Annotated in this window: 22 protein-coding genes; 10 read left to right on the top strand and 12 right to left on the bottom strand. The window is 72.5% G+C overall.

Features of this window, described 5'->3' with window-relative positions:
* Nucleotides 1-8: 8 nt before the first annotated feature.
* The 4 genes from kdpB to KU893_RS12920 form a co-directional block, all read right to left on the bottom strand.
* Entirely contained in the window at nt 9-2,021 is a 2,013-nt protein-coding gene (gene kdpB, locus KU893_RS12935; protein ID WP_218234776.1) for a potassium-transporting ATPase subunit KdpB, read from the bottom strand.
* A 110-nt stretch (nt 2,022-2,131) separates the two neighbouring features.
* Nucleotides 2,132-3,790: a potassium-transporting ATPase subunit KdpA gene (gene kdpA, locus KU893_RS12930; RefSeq protein WP_218234775.1), complete on the bottom strand. Its 1,659-nt coding sequence runs from the start codon at nt 3,788-3,790 to the stop codon at nt 2,132-2,134.
* A 2-nt stretch (nt 3,791-3,792) separates the two neighbouring features.
* Nucleotides 3,793-3,882, bottom strand: a complete 90-nt coding sequence (gene kdpF / locus KU893_RS12925; protein ID WP_218234774.1) for a K(+)-transporting ATPase subunit F — start codon at nt 3,880-3,882, stop codon at nt 3,793-3,795.
* On the bottom strand, nt 3,879-4,250 hold the full coding sequence (locus tag KU893_RS12920; RefSeq protein ID WP_218234773.1) for a hypothetical protein: 372 nt from the start codon (nt 4,248-4,250) through the stop codon (nt 3,879-3,881). Before KU893_RS12920 ends, kdpF begins: the two co-directional genes overlap by 4 nt.
* 138 nt (nt 4,251-4,388) lie before the next feature.
* Here KU893_RS12920 and KU893_RS12915 point away from each other — a divergent pair, with 138 nt between their 5' ends.
* Both KU893_RS12915 and KU893_RS12910 read left to right on the top strand, forming a co-directional pair.
* The gene (locus tag KU893_RS12915) at nt 4,389-6,350 is read left to right on the top strand and encodes an APC family permease (protein WP_308167222.1); all 1,962 of its coding nucleotides are present in this window, start codon (nt 4,389-4,391) and stop codon (nt 6,348-6,350) included.
* A gap of 195 nt (nt 6,351-6,545) precedes the next feature.
* Nucleotides 6,546-6,875 (top strand): 4a-hydroxytetrahydrobiopterin dehydratase, encoded by a 330-nt coding sequence (locus KU893_RS12910; RefSeq protein ID WP_218234772.1) that lies wholly within the window; start codon nt 6,546-6,548, stop codon nt 6,873-6,875.
* Between the two features lie 238 nt (nt 6,876-7,113).
* Here KU893_RS12910 and KU893_RS12905 read toward each other — a convergent pair whose 3' ends face one another.
* A complete protein-coding gene (locus KU893_RS12905) occupies nt 7,114-9,498 on the bottom strand; it encodes an ATP-binding cassette domain-containing protein (RefSeq protein WP_218234771.1) in 2,385 nt (794 codons plus the stop codon).
* Nucleotides 9,499-9,651: 153 nt separating this feature from the next.
* Here KU893_RS12905 and KU893_RS12900 point away from each other — a divergent pair, with 153 nt between their 5' ends.
* Nucleotides 9,652-10,281: a hypothetical protein gene (locus KU893_RS12900; RefSeq protein WP_218234770.1), complete on the top strand. Its 630-nt coding sequence runs from the start codon at nt 9,652-9,654 to the stop codon at nt 10,279-10,281.
* Here KU893_RS12900 and KU893_RS12895 read toward each other — a convergent pair.
* Nucleotides 10,235-10,453, bottom strand: coding sequence for a hypothetical protein (locus tag KU893_RS12895; protein WP_218234769.1), 219 nt, complete (start codon nt 10,451-10,453; stop codon nt 10,235-10,237). The two genes, KU893_RS12900 and KU893_RS12895, sit on opposite strands and share 47 nt — an antisense overlap.
* A 166-nt stretch (nt 10,454-10,619) precedes the next feature.
* Between KU893_RS12895 and KU893_RS12890 the strand changes: the two genes are divergently transcribed.
* Complete coding sequence (locus KU893_RS12890) at nt 10,620-11,249, top strand: TetR/AcrR family transcriptional regulator (protein WP_218234768.1); 630 nt, start codon at nt 10,620-10,622, stop codon at nt 11,247-11,249.
* Here the strand turns inward: KU893_RS12890 and KU893_RS12885 are convergent.
* Complete coding sequence (locus KU893_RS12885) at nt 11,239-12,291, bottom strand: LLM class flavin-dependent oxidoreductase (RefSeq protein WP_218234767.1); 1,053 nt, start codon at nt 12,289-12,291, stop codon at nt 11,239-11,241. The genes KU893_RS12890 and KU893_RS12885 overlap by 11 nt on opposite strands.
* Complete coding sequence (gene trxA, locus KU893_RS12880) at nt 12,288-12,638, bottom strand: thioredoxin (RefSeq protein ID WP_218234766.1); 351 nt, start codon at nt 12,636-12,638, stop codon at nt 12,288-12,290. The genes KU893_RS12885 and trxA overlap by 4 nt, the downstream gene beginning before the upstream one ends.
* A 95-nt stretch (nt 12,639-12,733) precedes the next feature.
* Between trxA and KU893_RS12875 the strand changes: the two genes are divergently transcribed.
* Genes KU893_RS12875 through KU893_RS12865 form a run of 3 tightly spaced genes read left to right on the top strand, consistent with a single transcriptional unit; the run spans nt 12,734 to nt 15,184 of the window.
* Entirely contained in the window at nt 12,734-13,291 is a 558-nt protein-coding gene (locus KU893_RS12875) for an NYN domain-containing protein (protein ID WP_218234765.1), read from the top strand.
* Nucleotides 13,292-13,332: 41 nt separating this feature from the next.
* On the top strand, nt 13,333-14,301 hold the full coding sequence (locus KU893_RS12870; protein ID WP_218234764.1) for an NAD-dependent epimerase/dehydratase family protein: 969 nt from the start codon (nt 13,333-13,335) through the stop codon (nt 14,299-14,301).
* Between the two features lie 13 nt (nt 14,302-14,314).
* Nucleotides 14,315-15,184: an exodeoxyribonuclease III gene (locus KU893_RS12865; protein ID WP_218234824.1), complete on the top strand. Its 870-nt coding sequence runs from the start codon at nt 14,315-14,317 to the stop codon at nt 15,182-15,184.
* An 11-nt stretch (nt 15,185-15,195) separates the two neighbouring features.
* Here KU893_RS12865 and KU893_RS12860 read toward each other — a convergent pair whose 3' ends face one another.
* A complete protein-coding gene (locus tag KU893_RS12860; RefSeq protein WP_218234763.1) occupies nt 15,196-16,416 on the bottom strand; it encodes a glycoside hydrolase family 16 protein in 1,221 nt (406 codons plus the stop codon).
* 228 nt (nt 16,417-16,644) lie between these two features.
* Nucleotides 16,645-17,892 (bottom strand): MFS transporter, encoded by a 1,248-nt coding sequence (locus KU893_RS12855; protein WP_257441414.1) that lies wholly within the window; start codon nt 17,890-17,892, stop codon nt 16,645-16,647.
* A gap of 186 nt (nt 17,893-18,078) precedes the next feature.
* On the opposite strand from KU893_RS12855, the gene KU893_RS12850 reads away from it, so the two are divergent.
* The 3 genes from KU893_RS12850 to KU893_RS12840 are packed head-to-tail and all read left to right on the top strand — an operon-like array spanning nt 18,079 to nt 20,922.
* Entirely contained in the window at nt 18,079-18,963 is an 885-nt protein-coding gene (locus tag KU893_RS12850; protein WP_218234761.1) for a hypothetical protein, read from the top strand.
* A 58-nt stretch (nt 18,964-19,021) separates the two neighbouring features.
* Nucleotides 19,022-20,245 (top strand): sensor histidine kinase, encoded by a 1,224-nt coding sequence (locus tag KU893_RS23625; RefSeq protein ID WP_218234760.1) that lies wholly within the window; start codon nt 19,022-19,024, stop codon nt 20,243-20,245.
* A gap of 5 nt (nt 20,246-20,250) precedes the next feature.
* Nucleotides 20,251-20,922 carry a response regulator gene (locus tag KU893_RS12840; protein ID WP_257441413.1) on the top strand — a complete coding sequence of 224 codons (672 nt, stop codon included), beginning with the start codon at nt 20,251-20,253 and terminating at the stop codon, nt 20,920-20,922.
* A 94-nt stretch (nt 20,923-21,016) separates the two neighbouring features.
* Here the strand turns inward: KU893_RS12840 and KU893_RS12835 are convergent, their stop codons facing one another.
* Together KU893_RS12835 and KU893_RS12830 are read right to left on the bottom strand one after the other, a co-directional pair.
* A complete protein-coding gene (locus tag KU893_RS12835) occupies nt 21,017-23,533 on the bottom strand; it encodes a glycoside hydrolase family 65 protein (RefSeq protein ID WP_218234759.1) in 2,517 nt (838 codons plus the stop codon).
* On the bottom strand, nt 23,530-24,288 hold the full coding sequence (locus KU893_RS12830; RefSeq protein ID WP_257441412.1) for an HAD family hydrolase: 759 nt from the start codon (nt 24,286-24,288) through the stop codon (nt 23,530-23,532). Before KU893_RS12830 ends, KU893_RS12835 begins: the two co-directional genes overlap by 4 nt.
* Nucleotides 24,289-24,315 lie beyond the last annotated feature (27 nt).

The following is a 24,315-nucleotide window of genomic DNA, read 5'->3' as shown; positions in this document are numbered from 1 at the left end:
CCTCCTGTTCAGCCGATGCCGGGGATCGTGGACACCAGCAGGTCGATGAGCTTGATGCCGAGGAAGGGCGCGACCAGGCCGCCGAGTCCGTAGACCGTCAGGTTGCGGCGCAACATCACGGATGCGCTCGACGGCGTGTACTTCACCCCGCGCAGGGCCAGCGGGATCAGCGCGACGATGATCAGGGCGTTGAACACGACCGCCGAGAGGATCGCGGACTCCGGCGACGAGAGCCGCATGACGTTGAGCGCGTCGAGGCCGCCGTACACACCGGCGAACATGGCCGGGATGATCGCGAAGTACTTCGCCACGTCGTTGGCGATCGAGAACGTCGTCAGCGCGCCACGGGTGATGAGCAGCTGCTTGCCGATCTCCACGATCTCGATGAGCTTCGTCGGGTTGGAGTCGAGGTCGACCATGTTGCCGGCCTCCTTGGCACTGGAGGTGCCGGTGTTCATCGCGACCCCGACGTCGGCCTGCGCGAGCGCGGGCGCGTCGTTGGTGCCGTCGCCGGTCATCGCGACCAGCCGCCCGCCCTCCTGCTCGCGCTTGATCAGCGCCATCTTGTCCTCGGGCGTCGCCTCGGCGAGGAAGTCGTCGACCCCCGCCTCCTCGGCGATCGCCCGGGCGGTGAGCGGGTTGTCGCCGGTGATCATCACGGTGCGGATGCCCATCCGGCGCATCTCCTCGAACCGCTCGCGCATCCCCTCCTTGACCACGTCCTTGAGGTGGATGACACCGAGGACCCGCGGTACGGCGCCCGCGGTGCGCTCGGCCACGACGAGGGGGGTGCCGCCGGCGGACGAGATCGCGTCGACCGTCGTACCGACCTCGGGAGAGGGGCGGCCCCCGCCCTCCCGCACCCAGGCGGTGACCGCGGACGCCGCACCCTTGCGGATCTCGCGCCCGGGCAGGTCGACGCCGGACATCCGGGTCTGCGCGGTGAAGGGCACGAACTGCGCGTCGGTGAGCTCGCCGGCGGAGCGTTCGCGCAGGCCGTGCTCGCGCTTGGCGAGGACGACGACCGAGCGACCCTCCGGCGTCTCGTCGGCCAGCGACGCGAGCTGGGCGGCGTCGGCGAGGACCGCGACACCCGCGCCGTCGGCCGGGATCAGCTCGGCGGCCTCGCGGTTGCCGAGCGTGATGGTGCCGGTCTTGTCGAGCAACAGGGTGTTGACGTCGCCGGCGGCCTCGACCGCGCGGCCGGACATGGCGAGCACGTTGTGCTGCACGAGCCGGTCCATGCCGGCGATGCCGATCGCACTCAGCAGGGCGCCGATCGTGGTCGGGATCAGGCAGACCAGCAGCGCGACGAGGACCAGGATGGACTGGTCGGCGCCGGAGTAGATCGCCAGCGGCTTCAGGCTCACCGTGGCGGCCAGGAAGACGATGGTCAGGCTGGCGAGCAGGATGTTGAGGGCGATCTCGTTGGGGGTCTTCTGCCGACTGGCGCCCTCGACGAGCGCGATCATCCGGTCGATGAAGGACTCGCCCGGGTTGGTCGTGATCCGGACGACGATCCGGTCGGAGAGCACCTTGGTGCCGCCCGTGACGGAGCAGCGGTCGCCGCCCGACTCGCGGATGACCGGTGCGGACTCGCCGGTGATCGCGGACTCGTCGACGCTGGCGATGCCCTCGACCACGTCGCCGTCGCCGGGGATCACCTCGCCCGCCTCGACGACCACCCGGTCGCCGACCCGCAGGTCGGTCGCCGGCACGGGCACCAGGCCGCCGTCCGCCTCGAGGCGGCGGGCCAGGGTGTCGGTCTTGGCCTTGCGCAGGGTGGCCGCCTGGGCCCGGCCGCGGCCCTCGGCGACCGCCTCGGCCAGGTTGGCGAAGACGACGGTCAGCCAGAGCCAGCCGGTGATCGCCCACCCGAACCCGGAGCCGTCGCGGATCGTGAGCACGGTGCAGAAGACGGCGCCGACCTCGACGACGAACATCACCGGCGTGCGGACCATGACGCGGGGGTCGAGCTTGCGGAAGGCATCCGGCAGGGACGTCAGGAGGGTGTGCAGCATGGAGGTCTCCGGGTGTGGGGTCTGCTTCGTCGAGGAACCCGCTGAGGAACCGGGGTCCCCACGACGTTGTTCGGGGGAGCGAAGCGGAGGAGAAGAACGTCGTGGGGTGCTCACAGGCCCTCCGCCAGCGGGCCGAGCGCGAGCGCGGGGAAGAAGGTCAGGCCGGCGACGATGAACGTGACGACCGCGAGCATCCCGACGAACAGCGGGCCACGGGTCGGCAGTGTCCCCGCGGTCCGCGGGACCGGGACCTGGCTGGCCAGCGAGCCGGCCAGGGCCAGCACGAGCACGATCGGGACGAACCGGCCGAGCAGCATCGCCAGACCGATGGTGATGTTGTAGAACGGCGTGTTCGCCGACAGGCCCGCGAACGCGGAGCCGTTGTTGTTGGCGCCCGACAGGTAGGCGTAGAGCACCTCGCTCAGCCCGTGCGGCCCGGTGTTGAGGATCGACTCCCGCGGTCCAGGCAGCGAGAGCGCCAGGGCGGTGAAGCCGAGGACGAGCAGCGGCATGGTGAGGATGGTGAGCGCCACCAGCTTGATCTCGCGGGCCCTCAGCTTCTTGCCGAGCAGCTCCGGAGTCCGGCCGACCATCAGGCCGGCGATGAAGACGGTGAGGATCGCCAGCACGAGCATGCCGTACAGGCCGGTCCCGACGCCGCCGGGCGCCACTTCGCCGAGGCCCATGTTGAGCATCAGCAGGCCGCCGCCGACCGGCGAGAACGACGAGTGGAAGGAGTTCACCGCGCCGGTGCTGGTGCCGGTGGTGGAGACCGCGAACAGGGCTGAGCCCGGTACGCCGATCCGCGTCTCCTTGCCCTCCATGGCCGCGCCCACGACGTCGTACGCCGTGGTCGGGTGGGCCGCCTCGATCGCCCAGACAGCGGCGAGCATGATCACCCAGATCACCGCCATCGCGGCCAGGACGGCGTAGCCCTGGCGGACGTCGCCGACCAGCACGCCGAAGGTCCGCGTCAGGCAGACCGGGATCAGGAGCAGCAGGAACACCTCGAACAGGTTGCTGACCGGGTTGGGGTTCTCGAAGGGGTGCGCGGCGTTGGCGTTGAAGAAGCCGCCGCCGTTGGTGCCGAGCTCCTTGATCGCCTCCTGGGAGGCCACCGGCCCGCCGGGGATGGTCTGGTGGCCGCCGGTCAGCGTCGTCGCGTCGACGCCGCCGGACAGGTTCTGCACGACACCGAGCAGGATCAGCGCGACCGCCGCCACGACGGCGAGGGGCAGCAGCACCCGGATCGTGCCGCGGGTCAGGTCGACCCAGAAGTTGCCGAGCCGGCCGGTGCGTGAGCGGGTGAAGCCGCGGATCAGGGCGACGGCGACGGCCAGGCCGACGGCGGCGGAGAGGAAGTTCTGCACGGCCAGTCCGGCCATCTGGACCAGGTGGCCCATCGTGGCCTCGCCCGAGTAGGCCTGCCAGTTGGTGTTCGTCACGAACGACGCGGCCGTGTTGAAGGCCAGGTCCGGGGCCACGTCGGGGAGGCCGAGCGACCAGGGCAGGTGGTCCTGCAGCCGCTGCAGGGCGTAGAGCAGCACCAGGCCCGCCACCGAGAAGGCGAGCAGCGACACGGCGTACGTGCGCCACGCCTGGTCGCCGCGGGGGTCGATCCCGACGGCCCGGTAGATCCCGCGCTCGACCCGCAGGTCCCTCTCGGAGGTGAAGACGTGGGCGATGTAGGTGCCCAGAGGGCGGTAGCACAGGGCGAGGGCAGCGATCAGCGCGCCGACCTGGAGCAGGCCGGCCAGGGTGTCGGGCATGACTAGAAACGCTCCGGGAGGATCAGGGCGACGACGAGGTAGCCGAGGAGGAGGGCGCTGACGACCAGCGCGACGACGTTCTCGGCGCTCACGAGAGCCTCCGCTCCGCGCCGCCCAGCAGCGCGGCGGCGAGGCTGGCGAGGACGAAGCCCGCGAGCAGCCCGAGGTCGGTGGGCGCGAGCCGCAGCTCGCCGTACGCGTGCACGGCGAAACCCTCCGCGACGGCCCAGCCGGCGAGGCCCAGCCCGCAGGCCGGCCCGCGGTCCAGCGGCAGCGCGGCAGCGGCGGTGACACCGAGCACGACGGCGGTGCCGATCGCGGAGGGGAGGTCGAGAGCCGTGACCAGGCCGGCGGTGACGAAGAGTGCGAAGCCGCCGAGGCCGAACCGGACGGCGGGCTCCTCGATGATCCGCGGCCCTGCGTCGTCCGTGGCGCGGTGGAGGAGGTGGACGGATGTCATGCCTCGCAGTCTTCGCCGGCCGGCGGACGGCGGCGGCGGTCCTGACGCGTCCCTAACGACGGCCTGACAGGCCCTAACGGCTGTTAGGAACGTGTTAGAGACGCTGCTGGGGATGCCGGTGCCGGATTGACTTGATGCGTGAGTGCCCGAGGCCTGATCCGTCGCCAGCCGCCCGCTGCGCACCACCCGACGGAGGAGCCCGCGGCGGCGCAGACGCTCGACGGAGTGACCCGGTCACCCGGCGCGCCCGATCCCACCCACGACCACACCCGGCCGTGGTGGCAGGTGATGTGCCTGACCGGCGTCGACTACTTCTCCACCCTCGGCTACCAGCCGGGCATCGCGTTCCTCGCCGCCGGCCTGCTCAGTCCGCTGGCGACGATCGTCCTGGTCCTGCTGACCCTGTTCGGGGCGCTGCCGGTCTACCGCCGGGTCGCGGCCGAGAGCCCGCACGGGCAGGGCTCGATCGCCATGCTCGAGCGGCTGCTGGTCGGCTGGCGCGGCAAGCTGTTCGTGCTCGCGCTGCTCGGCTTCGCGCTCACCGACTTCATCATCACCATCACCTTGTCGGCGGCCGACGCGAGCGCGCACGTGGTCGAGAACCCGCACGTCCCCGCCTTCCTGCACGGCCAGGAGCTGTGGATCACCCTCGGCCTGATCGCCCTGCTGGGCGCGGTGTTCCTCAAGGGGTTCACCGAGGCGATCGGGCTCGCCGTCGGGCTGGTCAGCGTCTACCTCCTCCTCAACGCGGTGGTGATCGTCGTCAGCGCGGTCCACGTGTTCGAGAACGGCCACGTCGTCACCGACTGGACCAGCGCGCTGAGCGCCGAGCACGGCAACGTCGTGCTGATGATCGCCGTCGCGCTGACCCTGTTCCCGAAGCTCGCGCTCGGCATGTCCGGGTTCGAGACCGGCGTGGCCGTGATGACCCACGTCGAGGGCGCCCCGGACGACGACGCCGAGCGGCCCGCCGTACGGATCCGGAACACGAAGCGGCTGCTCACCACCGCCGCCATCATGATGAGCGCCTACCTGATCTGCTCGAGCCTGGTGACCACGCTGCTCATCCCGGCCGAGGAGTTCGAGGACGGCGGCAGCGCCAACGGGCGTGCGCTGGCCTACCTCGCGCACGACTTCCTGGGCGACGGCTTCGGCACGGTGTACGACGTCTCGACGATCCTCATCCTCTGGTTCGCGGGTGCGTCGGCGATGGCCGGCATGCTCAACCTGATCCCGCGCTACCTGCCGCGCTACGGCATGGCGCCGGAGTGGGCGGGCGCCGTGCGGCCGCTCGTGGGCGTGCTCACGGTGACCGCCTTCGTCATCACCTGGCTCTTCGACGCGGACGTCGACGCCCAGGGCGGTGCGTACGCCACCGGCGTCCTGGTCCTGATGACCTCGGCGAGCGTCGCCGTCGCCCTGGCCGCCCGCAAGGCTCGCGAGCGCGGCTGGACGATCGCGTTCACCGTGATCTCGGTCGTCTTCGTCTACACGACCGTCGACAACGTCCTCGAGCGCCCCGACGGCGTGAAGATCGGCGCCTGCTTCATCGCCGCGATCATCGCCGTCTCACTGCTCTCGCGGATGACCCGCTCGCTCGAGCTGCGCACCACCCACATCGAGTACGACGCCAAGGCGGACGCCTTCATCCGAGACTGTGCCCGCCGGACCCTCCGGCTCGTCGCCCACGATCCTGAGCATGGCGATGCGGGCGCCTACCGCGCGAAGGTGCGCAAGATCGTCGAGGCGCACGAGCTGCCCTACGGCGGCGACCTGCTCTTCGTCGAGGTCGTCGTCGAGGACTACTCCGACTTCGAGAGCCGGGTCGTGGTCGCGGGCTCGGTGGCGCACGGGGAGTACCGGGTGCTGACCGTGCACGCCGCGACCATCCCCAATGCCCTCGCCGCGCTGCTGCTCGACCTGCGTGAGCGGACCGGCGTCCGACCGCACATGTACTTCGAGTGGACCGAGGGCTCCCCGGTCCCGCAGATGGTGCGCTTCTTGATCTTCGGCACCGGCGAGGTCGCGCCGCTCACCCGGGAGGTGCTCCGTCGCGCCGAGCCGGACCCGCGGCGGCGGCCGTACGTGCACGCCGGTTGATCCGGGCGTCTCGCCATCCGCGCCGAGCCGTCGCTGTAACACGCTTCCACCCGACTACCCGACGGTTGTCGGCGCGCGCGTCGGCGCGTTGTCGGCGTGTCGTGCTGAGAACTGGCGACCAGTGCGGTGGACGGCGTGTTACTCCAGCGGGAGCAGGCCGGCCCGAGGCCGAGCCGGCCGGCGTACGGTCGGAGCATGGGCTACGAACAGATCAGCGCGGAGCAGTTCAGCCACGCCGAGGGCGTGGGGGACTGGCGGGTCCTGGGGGAGCATGCGTACGCCGTGTTCCGGACGGGCAGCTTCGTGAAGGGCCTCGCGCTGGTGAACGCGATCGGTGAGCTGGCCGAGGCCGCCAACCACCACCCCGACCTCAAGCTCGGCTACCCCTCGCTCGCGGTGCACCTGACGACCCACGACACCGGGACGCTCACCACCGCCGACCTCGACCTCGCTCAGCGGATCTCGGCGGCTGCGCGCGACCTCGGCGTGGCCGGGGACCCGGATGCGGTCCAGGCCTGGGAGTGACACCGCCGGTGGTCGAGGTGCGAGGCCGCCCGCGGCCGAGCCTCGAAACCTCCGGCCGAACCTCGACAGCTCGCTCGGGCACAGTGCCGGCTTCGCATCCGGTGGTTTCGAGGCTCCTCGCTGGCGCTCGTCGCGCCTCAACCATCGGTACGGCTCCTCGCTGGCGCTCGTCGCACCTCAACCATCGGTACGGCTCCTCGCTGGCGCTCGTCGCACCTCAACCATCGGTCGGTGAGCCTCAGCCCGCGACGTACTCCGCCAGGTGCTCACCGGTGAGCGTCGACCTCTGGGCGACCAGCTCGGCCGGGGTGCCCTCGAAGACGACCTTGCCGCCGTCGTGGCCGGCGCCCGGGCCGAGGTCGATGATCCAGTCGGCATGGGCCATCACGGCCTGGTGGTGCTCGATCACGATGACCGACTTGCCGGCCTCGACCAGGCGGTCGAGCAGGCCCAGCAGGTTGGCGACGTCGGCGAGGTGGAGGCCGGTGGTCGGCTCGTCGAGGACGTAGACACCGCCCTTCTCGCCCATCCGCATGGCGAGCTTGAGCCGCTGCCGCTCGCCGCCCGAGAGGGTGTTGAGGGGCTGGCCGAGCTTGAGGTAGCCGAGGCCGACGTCCTCCATCCGCTGCAGGATCGCCGCCGCGGCCGGCGTCTTGGCGTCCCCGGAGGCGAAGTAGGCGTGGGCCTGGGCGACCGGCAGGTCGAGGACCTCGGAGATGTTGAGCTCGCCGAGCCGCAGCTCGAGCACGGAGGCCTGGAAGCGCCTGCCCTCGCACTCGTCGCAGACGGTGGCGACGGTGTCCATGAAGCCGAGCTCGGTGTAGATCATCCCGTTGCCGTTGCAGCTCTCGCAGGCGCCCTCGGAGTTGGCGCTGAACAGCGCCGGCTTCACGCCGTTGGCCTTCGCGAACGCCTTGCGGATCGGCTCGAGCAGACCGGTGTACGTCGCCGGGTTGCTGCGCCGCGAGCCCTTGATCGCGCCCTGGTCGATGACCACCACCTCGTCGCGCCCGGCGATCGAGCCGTGGATGAGCGAGCTCTTGCCGGACCCGGCGACACCGGTGACGACGCAGAGCACGCCGAGCGGCACGTCGACGTCGACGTCGCGCAGGTTGTGGGTGGAGGCGCCGCGGACCTCGATCACACCGGTCGGCTCGCGCACGGTGTCCTTCACCGCCGCGCGGTAGGACAGGTGGCGACCGGTGAGGGTGTCGGAGGCCCGGAGGCCGTCGACGTCACCCTCGAAGCAGATGGTGCCGCCACCCGTGCCGGCGCCCGGGCCGAGGTCGACGACGTGGTCGGCGATGGCGATGGTCTCCGGCTTGTGCTCGACGACGAGGACGGTGTTGCCCTTGTCGCGCAGCTCGAGGAGCAGCTTGTTCATCCGCTGGATGTCGTGGGGGTGGAGCCCGATGGTGGGCTCGTCGAAGACGTAGGTGACGTCGGTCAGCGCGGAGCCGAGGTGACGGATCATCTTGGTGCGCTGCGCCTCGCCACCCGACAGGGTGCCGGCGGGTCGGTCGAGGGAGAGGTAGCCGAGGCCGATCTCGACGAACGAGTCGAAGAGGTGGAGCAGGTTCTTGACGAGGGGAGCGACGCCCGGGTCCTCGATGCCCCGGGCCCACGCGGCGGCGTCGGTGATCTGCATCGCGCACACGTCGGAGATCGACCTGCCGTTGATCTTCGAGCCGCGCGCGGCCTCGTTGAGACGGGTGCCGTCGCACGCCGGGCAGGGCGCGAACACCGCGGCCCGCTCGACGAACGCCCTGATGTGGGGCTGCAGCGCATCGACGTCCTTGCTGAACATCGACTTGCGGATCTTGGGGATCAGGCCCTCGTAGGTGACGTTGATCTTGTCGACCTTGACCTTGCGCGGCTCGGCGTACAGGAAGTCCTCGCGCTCGGCGTCGGTGAAGTCCGCGACCGGCTTCTCCGGGGGAAGCACCGCCTTGAACGCGGCCACCATCCAGCCGTCGGCCGTGTAGCCGGGCACCAGGATGGCGCCGTCGACCAGCGACCTGCTCTCGTCGACGATCGCGGTCAGGTCGAGGTCGGAGACACTGCCGCGGCCCTCGCACTCGGGACACATCCCGCCGAGGTAGACGGCGTTCTTGACGACCTTCTTCTCGACCCTGCCGCCGGCCTTCTCGGTCTGCATCACGCCGCCGGCCCGGCGGGTCGGCACGTTGAACGCGAACGCGGTCGGGGGACCGATGAACGGCTCGCCGATCCGGCTGAACAGGACGCGGAGCATCGCGTTGGCGTCGGTCGCCGTGCCGACCGTCGAGCGCACGTTGGCGCCCATCCGCTCCTGGTCGACCAGGATCGCGGTGGTGATCCCCTCGAGGTTGTCGACCTCGGGTCGCGCCAGCGACGGCATGAAGCCCTGCACGAACGTCGAGTAGGTCTCGTTGATCATCCGCTGCGACTCGGCGGCGATGGTGCCGAAGACCAGGGAGCTCTTGCCCGAGCCGGACACGCCCGTGAACACGCTCAGGCGGCGCTTGGGGATGTCGACGTCGACGCCCTTGAGGTTGTTGACGTGGGCGCCCTGCACCCGGATGGTGTCGTGGCTGTCGGCGGGGTGACTGTCGCTGGTGCGGGGGGCGGCAGGCTTCGGCATGTCGCCCATCATGACCGACGACACCGACACGGGCCCCCGATCGCGGGACCCGCCGCCACGGTGGTCGTTGGGGTGTACGAGGATCATCAGTCCTGGAGCGGGATTCCGGGGCAGGACTCCACGATGGGGTCCGCTTCGTGGGGGAGGAGAGTCGTGCGGGAGGGAGCCGTGGCCGAGGAGGTCGGCACGCCGACGACGTACGAGGAGTTCGGCGTCGCGTGGATCCACCGGGTGCTCCACAAGGAGCGGATCCTGCGCACGATCGACGAGGTGCTGGGCGACCAGATCGCCCTCGGCCCGATCGGCGCGGGGCCCGGGCGGGCGTTCGCGAGCGTCAGCTTCGTCGGGACCTATCGGCCCACGACGGGCGAGCCGGTGCCGGGCGAGCGGCTGACCTATGCGATCGACCTGCCGATCAGCGTCGTGTTCGAGCTCGGCCTGCCGATGGACCGGTTGACGTTCACCGCGGAGGTCGTCGTCCCGCTCGTGCTCGTGGTCCACACCGAGGCGCCGCTCAAGCTGCGCCTGGAGCTGAAGACCCCGACCGAGGACCAGATCGGGCTCGAGCTCACCACCGACACCCGGCGCGGGGCGATGCTGCGCAAGATCGCCGGTCTGGACGCCGAGCTGCGGCGGTTCCTGCTCAAGGTGCTGGACACCGAGCTGGCGAAGGCCTACGTGCGCAAGGCGACCTGTCTCGACATGGACGAGCTGATCGCGGAGGCCTGGCCGGCCTTCACCGCGCAGTTCCTGCCGCAGGGACCCGAGGACCGCCAGGGTTGACGGCGCCGCGGGGCGCGGGCTGGGCCACGCCGCCCGTCGTCGTGCGCCGCGCCGCGCGGGCCGGGGCGAGGACGGCGTCGTGGAGCGCGCCGAACGCCATCGCGGCGAGCGGGATCCACAGCGGGATCAGCATGAAGGCGAAGATCGGCACCAGCGTCATCAGGTCGTGCATCGCGGCTCCTCCGTCGGGTTCCCGGTCGGGGTCTCGGTCGCACCGAGTCTGCGGCGCCGGGCGGTGCCCTCGCTCGTGCGCGGCAACAGAGAGCCAGCCGGGATTTGTGCTCCCGTGACAGGCGCCGGTGGCCGGCGTCGGTCCACGTGCGTGCCACGATGGGCCGGTGACGGAGAGCGCCCGACGGTACGGCGGCCGCGCGGCCGAGGAGCGGACCGCTGAGCGTCGTACCCGGCTGCTGGACGCGGGCCTCGCGCTGATGGGTACCCGCGGCGTCGCCGGCACCACCGTGCGCGGTGTCGCCGAGGAGTCGGGCCTGGCGGCGCGGTACTTCTACGAGAGCTTCCCGAGCATCGAGGCGCTCCAGCTCGCCGTCTTCGAGCAGATCGCCGCCGAGGCCGCCGCGCGCTCGCTCGCCGCGCTGGCCACCGCTCCCGACGACGCCGTCGCGCGGACCCGGGCGGTGCTGGCCGAGATGGTCGAGCTGTTCCTCGAGGACCCGCGCAAGGGTCGGATCGCGCTGCTCGAGTCGATCACCTCGCCTGTGCTCGGTCCGCGGGTGCTGGCGGAGTCCCGGCGCTTCGCCGGGATGCTCGCCGCCACCGCGTCGTCCGGCGACCCGGCCGAGTCCCCCGAGGGACTGCCGGTCGAGGTGCGGCTGCGGGCGCAGTTCCTCATCGGCGGTGTCGCGCACACGCTCGGCGCGGCCCTGCACGGCGACATCGAGGTCGAGCGCGAGCGGCTGGTCGACGTCCTCGTGGAGCTGTTCGTGAGCGCGGCCGCCGTCAGGCCGTGACGGGGGCCTGCGCGAGCAGCTCACGGACGCGGGGCACGACCCGGGTGCCGTACAGCTCGATGCTGCGCAGCAGCTGCGGGTGCGGCATCGCGCCGTTGCTGTACTTCAGGTCGAAGCGCTGGATCCCGAGGTCGCGGACCGCTGTCGCGATCTTGCGCGCGACCGTCTCCGGCGAGCCGACGAAGAGCGCACCGTGGTCGACCTCGGCGTCGTACTGCGCGCGCGTGGCGGGCCCCCAGCCGCGCTCGGCGCCGATCCGGTTGCGGCTCTCGGTGAAGTGCGGGTACAGCGCCTCGCGCGCCTCGTCGTCGCTGTCGGCGACGAAGCCGGGGGAGTGCACCGCGATCGGGAGCGCCGGCCGGCCGTACTCCTTCAGCGCGCGCCGGTAGAGGTCGGTGAAGGGCGCGAACCGGGCGGGCTCGCCGCCGATGATCGCGATCGCCAGCGGGAAGCCGTAGCGGGCGGCGCGCACGACCGACTCGGGCGAGCCGCCGACCCCGATCCACGTGGGGATCGAGCCGCGCTCGGTGGTCGGGAAGACCCGCGCGTCACGCAGCGGCGCCCGCAGCTCGCCGCGGTCCCAGGTGACGGCCTGCTCGCCCTGCAGGGCTGCCCACAGGTCGATCTTCTCGCTGAAGAGCTGGTCGTAGTGGGCCAGGTCGTAGCCGAAGAGCGGGAACGACTCGGTGAACGAGCCTCGGCCCATGGTGATCTCGGCACGACCGTTCGACAGCGCGTCGAGGGTCGCGAACCGCTCGTAGAGCCGGACCGGGTCGTCGGAGCTGAGCACCGTGACCGCCGTACCGAGCCGGATCCGCTCGGTGCGCGCCGCGATCGCCGCCAGCACCATCTCGGGGCTGGTCACCGCGAAGTCGTTGCGGTGGTGCTCGCCGATGCCGAAGACGTCGACGCCGACCTCGTCGGCCAGCACCGCCTGCTCCACGACGTTGCGGACCACCTGCGGGTGGCGCAGCCGCTCGCCCGTCGCCGGGTCGAGGGTGACGTCGCCGAAGGTGTCGAGACCGAAGACCAGCTCGCTCACTGGTCGGCGGCCTTCGCCGCGTCGACGTCGAAGTCGCGGACGGCGGCGATGACCTGGGCGAGCGCGGGCGCAGGCAGCGCACCGGCCTGTGAGAAGACGAGCGCGCCCTTCTTGAAGGCCATCAGTGTCGGGATCGAGGTGACCCGCGCGGCAGCGGCGAGCTGCTGCTCCTCCTCGGTGTTCACCGAGCCGAAGACGAGGTCGCCGTGCTCCTCGGCGGCCGCCTCGTAGATCGGGGCGAAGTTGCGGCACGGGCCGCACCACGACGCCCAGAAGTCGACGAACACGATCTCGTTGTCGAGAACCGTCTGCTCGAAGTTGCCGGCGGTGAGGTCGATGGTGGACATGTCTTCCCAACGCTCCGGGAGCCGGATTGTTCCCCGAACCCCCCGACTCCCCCGACTCCCCGCGGCCGATCCGGCGGGACGGCTAGCCTCCTCCCATGGAGACCGCACGGACCACCCACGTCCTGGTGGACGGGGAGAACATCGACGCGACCCTCGGCACGTCGATCCTGGGCCGGCGCCCCCGGCCCGAGGAACGTCCGCGGTGGGAGCGGCTGCTGCAGTTCGTGGAGCGGCAGTGGGGGCAGCCGACCAACGGGCTGTTCTTCCTGGCGGCCAACAGCGAGCTGCCGATGTCCTTCGTGCAGGCCCTGCTGGCCATCGGGTACCGCCCGATCCCGCTCTCCGGCGGCGCCAACCAGAAGGTCGTCGACATCGCCATCCAGCGCACGCTGGAGGAGCTGAAGAACCGCGAGGCCGACGTCGTCCTCGTCAGCAACGACGGCGACTTCGTCGAGCAGGTCGACCAGGTCCTCGACGGGCGTCGGGTCGGGCTGGTCGGGTTCACGGAGTTCCGCAACAGCGCGTTCTCGCAGCTGACGCCGCGCGGGCTGGAGTTCTTCGACCTCGAGTACGACGTCAACGCGTTCAACGAGCGGCTGCCGCGGGTCCGGATCATCCCGATCGACGAGTTCGACCCGACGCAGTTCCTCTGAGGTCCACCCGACCCCAGCCACCGGCAGGGCATGCTGTCGGGATGAGGCTCCTGGTTCTCGGCGGTACCCAGTTCCTTTCCCGCGCGGTCGCGGCCGAGGCGGCGCGCCGCGGCCACGACGTGGTGTGCGCCAACCGGGGCCGGTCCGGCACCGTGCCCCCCGGCGTGACGACGGTGCGGTGGGACCGGGAGCAGGAGGCGCCGGACCGGCTCATCGACGGGGACCCGTACGACGCCGTGGTCGACGTGTCGCGGACGCCCTCCCACGTGCGGCGCGCCCTGGCCGCCGTACCGGGGGCGCACTGGGTGTTCGTCTCCACCATCTCGGTGTACGCCGACGACGCCGACCCGGCCGGCCCCGGCGCGGGCCGGCTCAAGGAGGCGATCGGCGAGGACCTCGACCCGATGGCCAGCGTGGAGAACTACGGCGGGATGAAGCTCGCCTGCGAGCGGCTCGTCCTCGACGCCGTGCCCGGCGCCGCCGTCGTCCGGCCCGGCCTGATCGTGGGCCCCGGCGACCCGAGCGGCCGGTTCGCCTACTGGGCCCGCCGTTCGGCCGCCACCGGTGAGGTCCTCGCGCCCGGCGACCCCGCGGACCTCGGGCAGATGATCGACGTGCGCGACCTCGCGGCCTGGATCGTCACCCTCGCCGAGGAGGGCATCGGCGGCACCTACGACGCCGTCGGCTCCGCTCGGCCCCTCGGGGACCTGCTGGCGGCCTGCCTGCCCGACGCCGACCTGGTCTGGGTCGACCACGACTTCCTTGCCGGCGAGGGCGTCGAGCCGTGGTCGGGACCGGACAGCATCCCGCTGTGGCTGCCCCGACCGGCGTACGACGGCATGCTCGCCCACGACGCCGCACCCGCTCTGGCGGCGGGCCTCGAGCCGCGTGCCGCCGATGCCACGACGCGCGACACCCGGGCCTGGCTGGACGCCGATCCTGCGGCGCGGATCACGGGGATCACGACCGAGCGGGAGGCCGACCTCCTGACGCGCTGGCGGGCTCGCTAACGTCCCGCCCGTGCTGAGAGTCGCCACCGCCAACATCAACGGCATCCGCGCTGCCCACCGTCGCGGCTTCGGCGACTGGCTGGCGATGCGCGGGTGCGACGTGATCACCCTCCAGGAGGTGCGCTGCCCGGTCGACGCGCTTCCGGAGAAGGCGTTCGGCGACTACGAGGTGGCCTACGACGCCGGCGAGCTCGCCGGCCGCAACGGGGTCGCCGTGCTGACCCGCGAGCCCGCCGCCGCGGTGCGTACCTGGTCGGTGCCCGACCCGGACCGTCCGCTGCCGCGGGCGTTGCGCAGCCATGCGGCCGAGGGCCGCTACGTGGAGGTCGACCTGGCCGACGTACCGCTGACGGTGGCGAGCCTCTACCTCCCGAAGGGGGGCCTGCCGGCGCACCTGCAGGACCCGAAGCGGATGCGGGAGGCGCCCGACGGCGGGGCGAAGTACGAGCGCAAGATGGCGTTCATGGCCGGCTTCGCCCGGCACCTCGCGGCCTCCCGGAAGGCGGCTGCCGCGGCCGGTCGGGAGTTCCTGCTGACCGGCGACCTCAACATCGCGCACACGAGGGCCGACGTCGCGAACTGGCGGCGCAGCAACCAGGTCGAGGGCTTCCTGCCCGAGGAGCGGGCCTGGCTCGACGCGCAGCTCTCGCCGCGCACCCTGGTCGACGTGGTCCGTCGGCTGCACCCGGACGTCGAGGGCCCGTACTCCTGGTGGAGCTGGCTCGGCAAGGCCTACGCCAAGGACGCCGGCTGGCGCATCGACTACCACCTCGCCACGCCCGCCCTGGCCCGCGCCGCCGTGTCCGCGGTCGTGGATCGCGAGCACGCGGGCGTGCGCCTGAGCGACCACGCGCCGGTGGTCGTCGACTACGCGTTCGGCTGAGGGCGGGAGAGCTACTCCCAGGCGCGGACCCAGTCGACGTCGAGGGTCGTGGTCGTCGGCGACGTCGTCCGACGGGCGGCCCAGCCGGATCCCCAGATCTGCGCGAGGACGACGGTGAACGGCTGGTCGAAGGGTGCGGGCGCACGGACGTTCCTCGGCGTCCAGCTGTGCGACCAGCAGAACCGGTCGTCGTAGAGGAACCTCATCTCCGTCGGCGTCCACTCGACGGTGTAGGTGTGGAACCCGGTCGTCGCTCCGGGCACCGGGCACTCGCGTCCCGTGCTCTGCGACTTGTCCTCGCCGAGGTAGTGGACGGAGGGGTACACGCGGGTCGCGTCGTTGCCGAACCACTCGGCGACGTCGACCTCCCCCGAGAGCGGCCACTTGCCGTAGGCGTGGTCCTGGGGAGAGAGCCAGAACGCCGCGTGGCCGCCGGTGGCGGCCGAGAAGCGCATCCGCGCGGAGAACCGCCCGTAGGTCTGCGCGAACCGATGGGTGGTGGCGACGGTCGCGACCTCGGAGCGGGTCGGGAACGGTGCGTAGGGGCTGCGGCACAGGAACATCCGGTCGCGGATGGTGGCGGTCAGGTGCAGCGTCCCGTCGTCGACCCGGATGGCCCGGTCGTTGTCCACGTAGCATCCGCCCTGCCCGGTGAACACCCCGGTCAGCGCGGTGTCCTGGGCGATCCAGCGGGTCCGGTCCAGCGTGGTGCCGTCGAACTCGTCGTGGAAGGTGCAGCTGTACGACGAGCCGTCGGCGCGTTGCACGCGGGGGCCGCACGCGTCGACCGGCGCGGACGGCGCCGCGGGGGCGAGGTCGACGCGGCGCGACTGACTGGCGCGGCCCGCCGCGACCGCACGGAACACGCGCGGGCGGCGGGGTGCGGGCAGGGTCATCGAGAACCGCCCGGACGGGGAGGAGCGGCGCACGGCGACCTCGGTCCACCGCCCGCCGCCGCGGACCTGCAGGCGGACGGCGGTCCGGGGCCTGGCCCGACCGCGGAACGTCACGGACGAACCGTCGTGGGAGGGGCGCCGCAGCACGGGGGTCGCCCTCGCGCTGGTCGCGACCGACGCGGTCTCGACGCTCGCGCTGGCGACGGGCGTCGCCGGTGCCGCCTGCAGGCCCGCGGCGAGTGCTGCGGCGACGGTGACGACGGCGATCCGGCTGCGTCGGATCCGCCGGATGCCGGTGTGCCCTTGCCCTGCCGGGCGTGCCCCCATGCTCCCCATGTCGCTCTCCTCGGTCCGTGTGCTGTCGTCCTACTGGGCGGCGGTTCGGCACGGGCTCACCGCGCGGGAGGTGGTTCCGGACGGCAGGGAGCAGTGCGGACCTCGCTCGGTGGTCCGGGATCTGCCGGCCGGTGGCGAGGTCGGCGCCAGACTAGTGGGGTTGATGTCGGCCGGGTCGGCGTTCCGCGCATTTCCGGGAGGGCGGACCTCGACCGGGAGCGCCGGACGTCAGGCGCCGATCCGCCGCTCGCCCGCGACCGGGACGACGGCCACCGCCAGCAGCGGGAGTGCCGCCGCGAGTGCGTACGTCGCGCCGTACCCCGCCGCGGTGATGGTCAGTCCGGCCACGGGCGGGACGGCGACGGCCGCGAGGTGCTGGGCGGTGTTCTGCAGGCCCAGGGCGCGCCCGGACCAGAACGGGCCGGCGCGCTCGGCGACCGCGGTGAAGGCGAGCCCGTTGTCGGCGACGGTGACCGCGGACGCGACCACGAGCAGCGCCACGGCGAGGCCGGTCACCACGGCCGACCCGTCGGTGGCGGTGGCCGCGAGGCCGAGCAGGGCCATGGTGGCGGCGGCGAGGAACGCGACGGCGCGCATCGGGCGCATCCGGCTGCCGACCAAGTCGGAGGCCCAACCCGCGCCGATCCGGGCGGCGGCGCCGGCGACCTGGGTGCCGGCGACGACCAGGCCGGCGAGGCCCGGCGACCAGCCGAGGTCGTCGACCAGCCAGGTCAGGCCGAAGGTCCACACCAGGAACTGGGGGACGACCAGGAGCACCGAGGCGGCGTGGATGCGGGCGAGGTACCGGTCTGCGCGGTAGGGATTGACGGCTGCGGCGGCCGCGCTGACGGGGGGCCGGGGCGGGTCGAGGACGACGACCGCGACGAACGCCGCGACGAGGACCGCGGCCGCGGTCGGCACCCACAGGGCGGGGCCGATGCCGTGGTGGTGGGCGATGACCGCGACCGTCCCGGCTGCGATCCCGACCCCGAGCGGCTGCCCGGTCTGCCGGATCCCCATCGCGATGCCGCGGCGCTCCGGTGGGAACCAGCCGACGACGACGCGACCCGAGGCGGAGTTCGTCGCGGCCGCACCGACGCCCGCGAAGCACAGGGCGGCGGCCATCGGCCACGGCGCGGCCAGCGCTGCCGCCGCGGCGCCCCCGGCCGCGGTCACCAGCAGCCCGGACAGCAGCGCGAACCGCTCGCCGCGGCGGTCGACGACCAGACCCCAGAGCACCAGGGTGAGCATCATCCCCGTCATGGACGCCGACGCGACCAGACCGGCCTCGGCGAGGCTCATGCCGTAGCCGCCGGACGCCACCGGGCGGTGCAGCTGCGGGATGAGGAAGCTGGGCGCGGTCACCATCGCGGCGGTTGCCGCCTGCGCTCCGGTGCCGGCCGCCAGCATCGCCCAGCGGCGCGCGGCCGAGACCGTCCGCGTCCCCGTCTGCTGCGGGGCGGCGGTCGAGGTCACCGCCCCAGTCAAGCAGGCGCGTCCAACAAGTGAGACCACCATCTTGCCAGTCGAGACGGTGGGGGCAAGTGCTACCAAATTCTGGGGACGTCGCGCCGCATCCTCTCCCCTCGCCGCCCGACGTACCCGACGCTGGTGGTCCGGCGCGTCGGGGGGACGCGCCGGACCAGGGGAGGGAACCCATCGATGAACCAGCTGAGCCCGCACGACCTCGTGGACCTGGCCGACCTCGTCGGCGCCGCGCTCGAGCGCCCGGTCCGCCTGATGGCGCAGCCGGGCCTGCCCGGCGAGGCCCTCCTCCACGCGTACGACGAGCAGGCGCGCCGCGTCGCCGTCGTGCGCTGGGCCGGGGACGAGTCCGCCGCGCCCGGACTGCTCGACGGCGCCACCGCGCTCGCGACCCTCGAGGCGCACCACCACACGAGCCGCCTCGTGGCGCCCCGCGTGCTCGCGCTGACCGCCTGGCACGGGCGCCCGCTCCTCGTGCACGAGTGGTGCGTGGCGCCGTACCCCGGCCGGGTGCCGACCCGCCCGGCCCGCCAGGACGCCGAGCGGGTGGTCGCGGAGCTCGCGACGATCGCGGACCTCGACCACTCCTATGCAGGGTCGCTGCGCTCGCGGCTGCACGCCCTCGAACCGTCGGCGTTCGGCGACCAGCTCCTCGCGTCGCTCGACCGGCTCGCGACGTGCCACGACCTCGACGCCCTGCCACGCGGCGCCTGGCACGGCAGCTGGTCGCGGGCGACGGTGGCCGCTGGCCCCCACGGCACGGTGCTGGTGCGCGAGTGGGACCGCTACGGCCTCAACCGCCCGATCGGCTTCGACACCCTGTACTTCCGGCTCGACGAGCTCAGGGGTGGGCGGCGCTGGTGGGGCGCGGGCTCGGCGCTCGTCGACGAGGCGCCCCGGCTGCTCGCCCGCTGGCACGGCCGGGTCGTCGCCGAGAGCCGGTGCATCGCGCTGCTCCTCCTGCTGGAGCTCGCGGTCCGCGAGCTCGGCGAGGTCGGGCCGGGCCGGGCGCCGATCTCGTGGACCGCGGACTGGATCGCGCCCACCCTGTTCAGCGCCTGACCAGGAGTCCGGCCCGGCCGACGAATGAGTCCGGCCGGTTGCGGGCACCGTTCCCCGTGTGGAGGTCGACCGGACGCTGGCCCGTACCCTGCAGCTCCTCGCCGAGGGCGTGATCGAGTTCGCGGGCTTCGGCGTCGCTGCCGTCAGCCTGGTCGAGGACGGCGCCCTGCACACGGTGGCCGTGGTCGGAGACGACGGCGCCGCCGCCCAGCTGCTCGACTGGCGCGCGCCGGTCGAGCTCGTCGAGCGCGAGCTCGCGCCGGCGGAGGTCTGGGGGGCGCTGCGCTTCCTCCCGGCCGACCGCGCGAGCGGTCACCTCGACCAGCACGCCTGGGTGTCCGACGTACCTCCTCTCGAGGTCGAGGACGCCTGGCATCCGCAGGACCTGCTCTGCGGCCTGCTCCACGACGACGACGGACGCCTGCGCGGCCTGCTCTCGGTCGACCTGCCCACGAGCGGCCGCCGTCCGGACCAGGTGCAGCGCGCCACGCTGCAGATGTACGTCCGCCTCGCCGAGCGGGCCCTGGTCACCACCCTCGAGCGGGACGACCTCGCGCTGCTGGTGGAGCGCGAGCACGCGGTCGCCGAGTACCGCCGCTCCATCATCGACGTGCTGTCCCACGAGCTGCGCGGTACGGCGGCCGCGATCGCCCACACCGTCGAGTCCCTGCAACGCGGTCCGGCGCTCGCCGACGACGTGGCGACCGCGCTCGGCGTGGTCCACGGCGGTGCCGAGCGGCTGCGCTCGGTGGTCGACGACATGGCGGCGCTCACCAAGCTCGGCCGCTCCGACGCCCTCCTGCGCGCGGTCACCACCGACCTCGGGGAGCTCGCCAGCGAGGCGGTCGGCCTGCACCGCGCCGAGGCCCGCAGCCGTGCGGTGGAGGTCGAGCTGGACGCGCAGGACGGCGCCACCCTGCTCGGTGACCCGGAGGACCTCGGCCGCATGGTCGCCAACCTGGTGTCCAACGCGGTCAAGTACTCCGAGCCCGGCGGCCGGGTCCTGGTCCGGGTGAAGGCCGGGCAGGGCTGCGTCGCGCTGGTGGTCAGCGACCGCGGGATCGGGATCGCCGCCTGCGAGCGCGAACGGGTGTTCGACGAGTTCTTCCGCTCCCCCCGGCACGCCGTACGACGCCGTCCCGGCGCCGGACTCGGCCTGGCGATCGTGCGCAGGGTCGTGGCGCTCCACGGTGGCGCGGTCCGGGTCGCCTCGGCGCTCGGCGAGGGCGCGACGTTCACCGTCGAGCTGCCGCGGGCCGGCGCCGTACCCGATCGGGGCTGAGGGTCGTGCGCACCCGGCTGCGGATCGTGCTCGTCGAGGACCACGCGCTGTTCGCGCAGTCCCTCGACTTCGCGCTGTCGCGGGAGGGGCACGCGGTGCTCGCGCTGACCCCCGACGAGTTCACCACCGCCGCCGCGCTGCTGGGCCGGATCCGGCAGGTGCGCCCCCACGTCGTCCTGCTCGACCTCGACCTCGGGCCGCTCGGCGACGGCCGGCTGCTGATCGCACCGCTCCACCGGGCCGGGATCCAGGTCGTCGTACTCACGGCGACGACGGACCGGGTGCGGTGGGGCGAGTGCCTCGCGGTCGGGGCGCGGCGGGTGCTGTCGAAGACCGGGACCCTTCACACGGTCCTCGACACGATCACCGCGCTCTCCCGCGGGGAGGCGGTGCTGGACCCGGCCGAGCGTGGTGAGCTGGTCGCCCTGGCGCTCGAGAAGGGCCGGGAGCAGCGGGAGATCCGCGCCCGGTTCGAGACCCTCACCCGACGGGAGGCCGTGGTCCTCGGGCACCTGATGCGCGGCGAGTCGGTGCGCGACGTGGCGCACGCCTTCGTGGTGTCCGAGAGCACCGTGCGCACCCAGGTCAAGCGGATCCTGGCCAAGCTCGAGGTGTCCTCGCAGCTCACGGCCGTTGGCCTCGCCAACCGGATCGGGTGGCAACCGCCGGCTGCATGAATCCCCGGACATCAGGGATTTCATGCGCTTGTCAGGTGTTGCAACCCCTGACAAGCGCATGGATCCCCGGACATCCGGGGATCCATGCACCCCCTCAGTCCCCGCTCGGCACGATCGCCGAGATCACCGTCCCGTCGGCGCGCTGGATCCCGGCCGGGTACGGCGGGTCGCCGTCCAGGCGCGGACCCTGGTGCTCGAGCGGCACGACCACGGGCTCCCCGCGGCCGACCTTCACCAGCGAGTCCCGCACCGCGAACGTGACCGGCCCGGCCCCGTCCTCGATGGCCAGCTCCAGCTCGTCCGGGCGGACGGTGACCCGGACCCGGGTGCCGTTCAGGGTCAGTCGGTAGGTGAGCGAGGACCAGTCCGCCGGCAGCCGGGGGTCGAGCAGCCACTGCTGGTCGCCGGCCCCGGAGCCGCGGTCGCGGAAGCCGCCGAAGCCGCCGACGAGCGCGCTCCACACGCCGCCGGTGGAGGCGACGTGGACGCCGTCGGCGGTGTTGTGGTGGCGGTCGGCGAGGTCGACGAACAGTGCGGAGTGGAAGTAGCGCAGCGCGAGCTCGTGGTAGCCGACCTCGGCGGCGACGATCGACTGGACGACCGCGGACAGCGTGGAGTCGCCGGTGGTGATCGGGTCGTAGTACTCGAAGTCGGCGCGCTTCTGCTCGGCGGTGAACTCCTCGTTCTGCAGGTAGAGCGCGAGCACGACGTCGGCCTGCTTGAGCACCTGGAACCGGTAGATCACCAACGGGTGGTAGTGCAGCAGCAGCGGCCGCTTGTCGAGCGGCGTGTTCTCCAGGTCCCACATCTCGCGCTCGAGGAAGTGCGCGTCCTGCGGGTGGATGCCCAGGAACGAGTCGAACGGGATGGACATCCCGTCGGCGCACTCGGCCCACTCGTCGGGCTCGCGCGGGCTCAGGCCGGTGCGGCGGACGAGGTCGTCGTACGCCGCCGGGGCGTCGCGCTGCAGCTCCCACACGGCGCGGGCGGCGCGCCGCAGGTTGAAGCGGGCGAGCACGTTCGTGTACAGGTTGTCGTTGACGACGGTCGTGTACTCGTCGGGCCCCGTGACGCCGTGGATGTGGAAGGTGCGCCGCGACTCGTCGCGCCAGAACCCGAGGTCGGCCCACATCCGGGCGGTCTCGACGAAGATGTCGACCGCCTCGCGTGCGAGGAACTCCTCGTCGCCGGTCGCGCCGACGTACTGGCTCAGGGCGTACGCGATGTCGGCGTCGATGTGGTACTGCGCGGTGCCGGCCGCGTAGTAGGCCGACGCCTCCTGCCCGCTGATCGTGCGCCACGGGAACAGGGCGCCCTTCTGCGAGAGCTCCCGGGCCCGCGAGCGGGCGCTGCCGAGGAGGTTGTAGCGGAACCGAAGGGCGTTCCGGGCCGCCCACGGCATCGTGTAGGTGAGGAACGGCATCACGTAGATCTCGGTGTCCCAGAAGTAGTGGCCGCCATAGCCGGAGCCGGTGACGCCCTTGGCCGCGATGCCCTGGCCCTCGGCGCGCGCCGACGCCTGCAGGACCGAGAAGAGGTTCCACCGGATCGCCTGCTGGAGGTCCGGGTGGCCCTCGACCTCGACGTCGGCCCGGGCCCAGAAGCCCTCGAGCCAGGCCTTCTGCGCGGCGTACTGGTGGGCGACGCCCTCCTCGTGGGTGCGGGCCAAGGTCCGCTCGCAGCGGTCGATCAGCTCGCGCGGCGGCACCGTGGCCGCGGTGTGGAACGAGACCAGCTTCGTCAGCACCACCGGGACGCCGGGCTCGGCCGCGACCCGGTAGATCGCCTTGGCGATGTCGTCCTCGGCGCGCACCTCCAAGGAGTACGGCGCCTCCGTCTCCAGCCGGTGGTCCGCGACCACACCGAGCGTCATCCCGCTCTGAGCCGCGCGGTAGCCGAGCTTCAGCCGGCCGGTGGCCGGGTCGGCCTCGTGGATCCGCGGCTCCAGCACGCGGCGGTCGAAGTCCTCGGCCCGGCGCGGGTCCGCCGTACCCCCGCCGCTCTGGTCGAGCGGGCCGGCCTCGCGCTGCTCGTCTTGCCGGTTGACCAGCTGCGAGGAGATCACCAGCGACGCCCGCTGGTCGAGCAGGGTGACCTCGAAGGTGAGGACGGCGAGGTGACGCTGCTCGAGCGGCACCATCCGGGTGCTGCGGATCCGGACCCGCTTCCCGCCGGGCGTGCGCCACAGCAGGTCCCGGCTGAGCACGCCGCTGCGGAAGTCGAGGGCGCGCTCGTACTCCACGAGGTCGGCGACCGACACCTGCAGCGGCTCGTCGTCGACGTAGAGCCGGATCACCTTCGGGTCCGGTGCGTTGACGATGGTCTGGCCGATCCGCGCGAAGCCGTAGGCCTCCTCGGCGTGGGAGATCGGCCAGGTCTCGTGGAAGCCGTTGATGAAGGTGCCGTTGAGGTGGGCGTCGCGGCTCTCGGAGTAGTTGCCGCGCAGGCCGAGGTAGCCGTTGCCGACGGTGAACAGCGACTCGGTGGTGCCGAGGTCGCTGCCGTCGAAGCGGGTCTCGACCAGCCGCCACTCGTCGACGGGGAACCGGGTCCGGTCGAGCGGGTCCCCGACCGGCGGGGCCTTGTGGGACGGGCCCTCCGGCGCGTTCATGCCTGCTCCCCCTCCGGCACCAGGTCCGCGAGGTCGCGGACGACGAGGTCGGCTCCCGCGGCGCGCAGGGCGTCGGCGCCGGCGCCGCGGTCGACGCCGATCACCAGCCCGAAGCCGCCGGCGTGCCCGGCGGCGACGCCATTGATCGCGTCCTCGAGGACGACGCACCGGGCGTTCGTCGCGCCCAGGACCTGCGCGGCGTGGGTGAAGGTGTCGGGCGCCGGCTTGCCCGGCAGGCCCAGCTCGGTGGCCAGGCCGCCGTGCATGATCGTGGTGAAGTACTCGCTCAGTCCGGCCGCGGCGACGACCGCGGGTGCGTTGCGGGAGGACGACACGACCGCCATCGGCGTACCCGCCTCGTGCAGCTCCACGATCAGCGCCACCGAGCCCGGGTAGGCCACGACCCCCTCCGCGGCGAGGATCTGGTTGAACGACTCGTTCTTCCGGTTGCCCAGCCCGCACACGGTCTCCGCGGTCGGCGGGTCGTCCGGCGATCCCTCCGGCAGCGCGATCCCGCGCGAGGCGACGAACGAGCGGACCCCGTCGTAGCGGGGCTTCCCGTCGACGTAGGTGAAGTAGTCCTGCTCCGTGTACGGCGGGTACGCGACGCCGTCCGCCGCGGACCGCGCGGTCAGGAAGGAGGTGAACATCGCCGACCACGCGTGCATGTGCACCGCGGCGGTGGGTGTCACCACCCCGTCGAGGTCGAAGAGCACCGCATCCCAGGCATCCCAGTCCACCAGCGTCCGAGGCACCCACTCAGGCTAACGGGACGGACCTCA

Origin of the sequence: Nocardioides daeguensis (assembly GCF_019192965.1) — a bacterium.
In the GTDB taxonomy this organism is placed as follows: Bacteria; Actinomycetota; Actinomycetes; order Propionibacteriales; family Nocardioidaceae; genus Nocardioides; species Nocardioides daeguensis.
The sequence above is the reverse complement of the archived record's forward strand: the minus strand, read 5'-3'. Positions and strand labels throughout refer to the sequence as shown.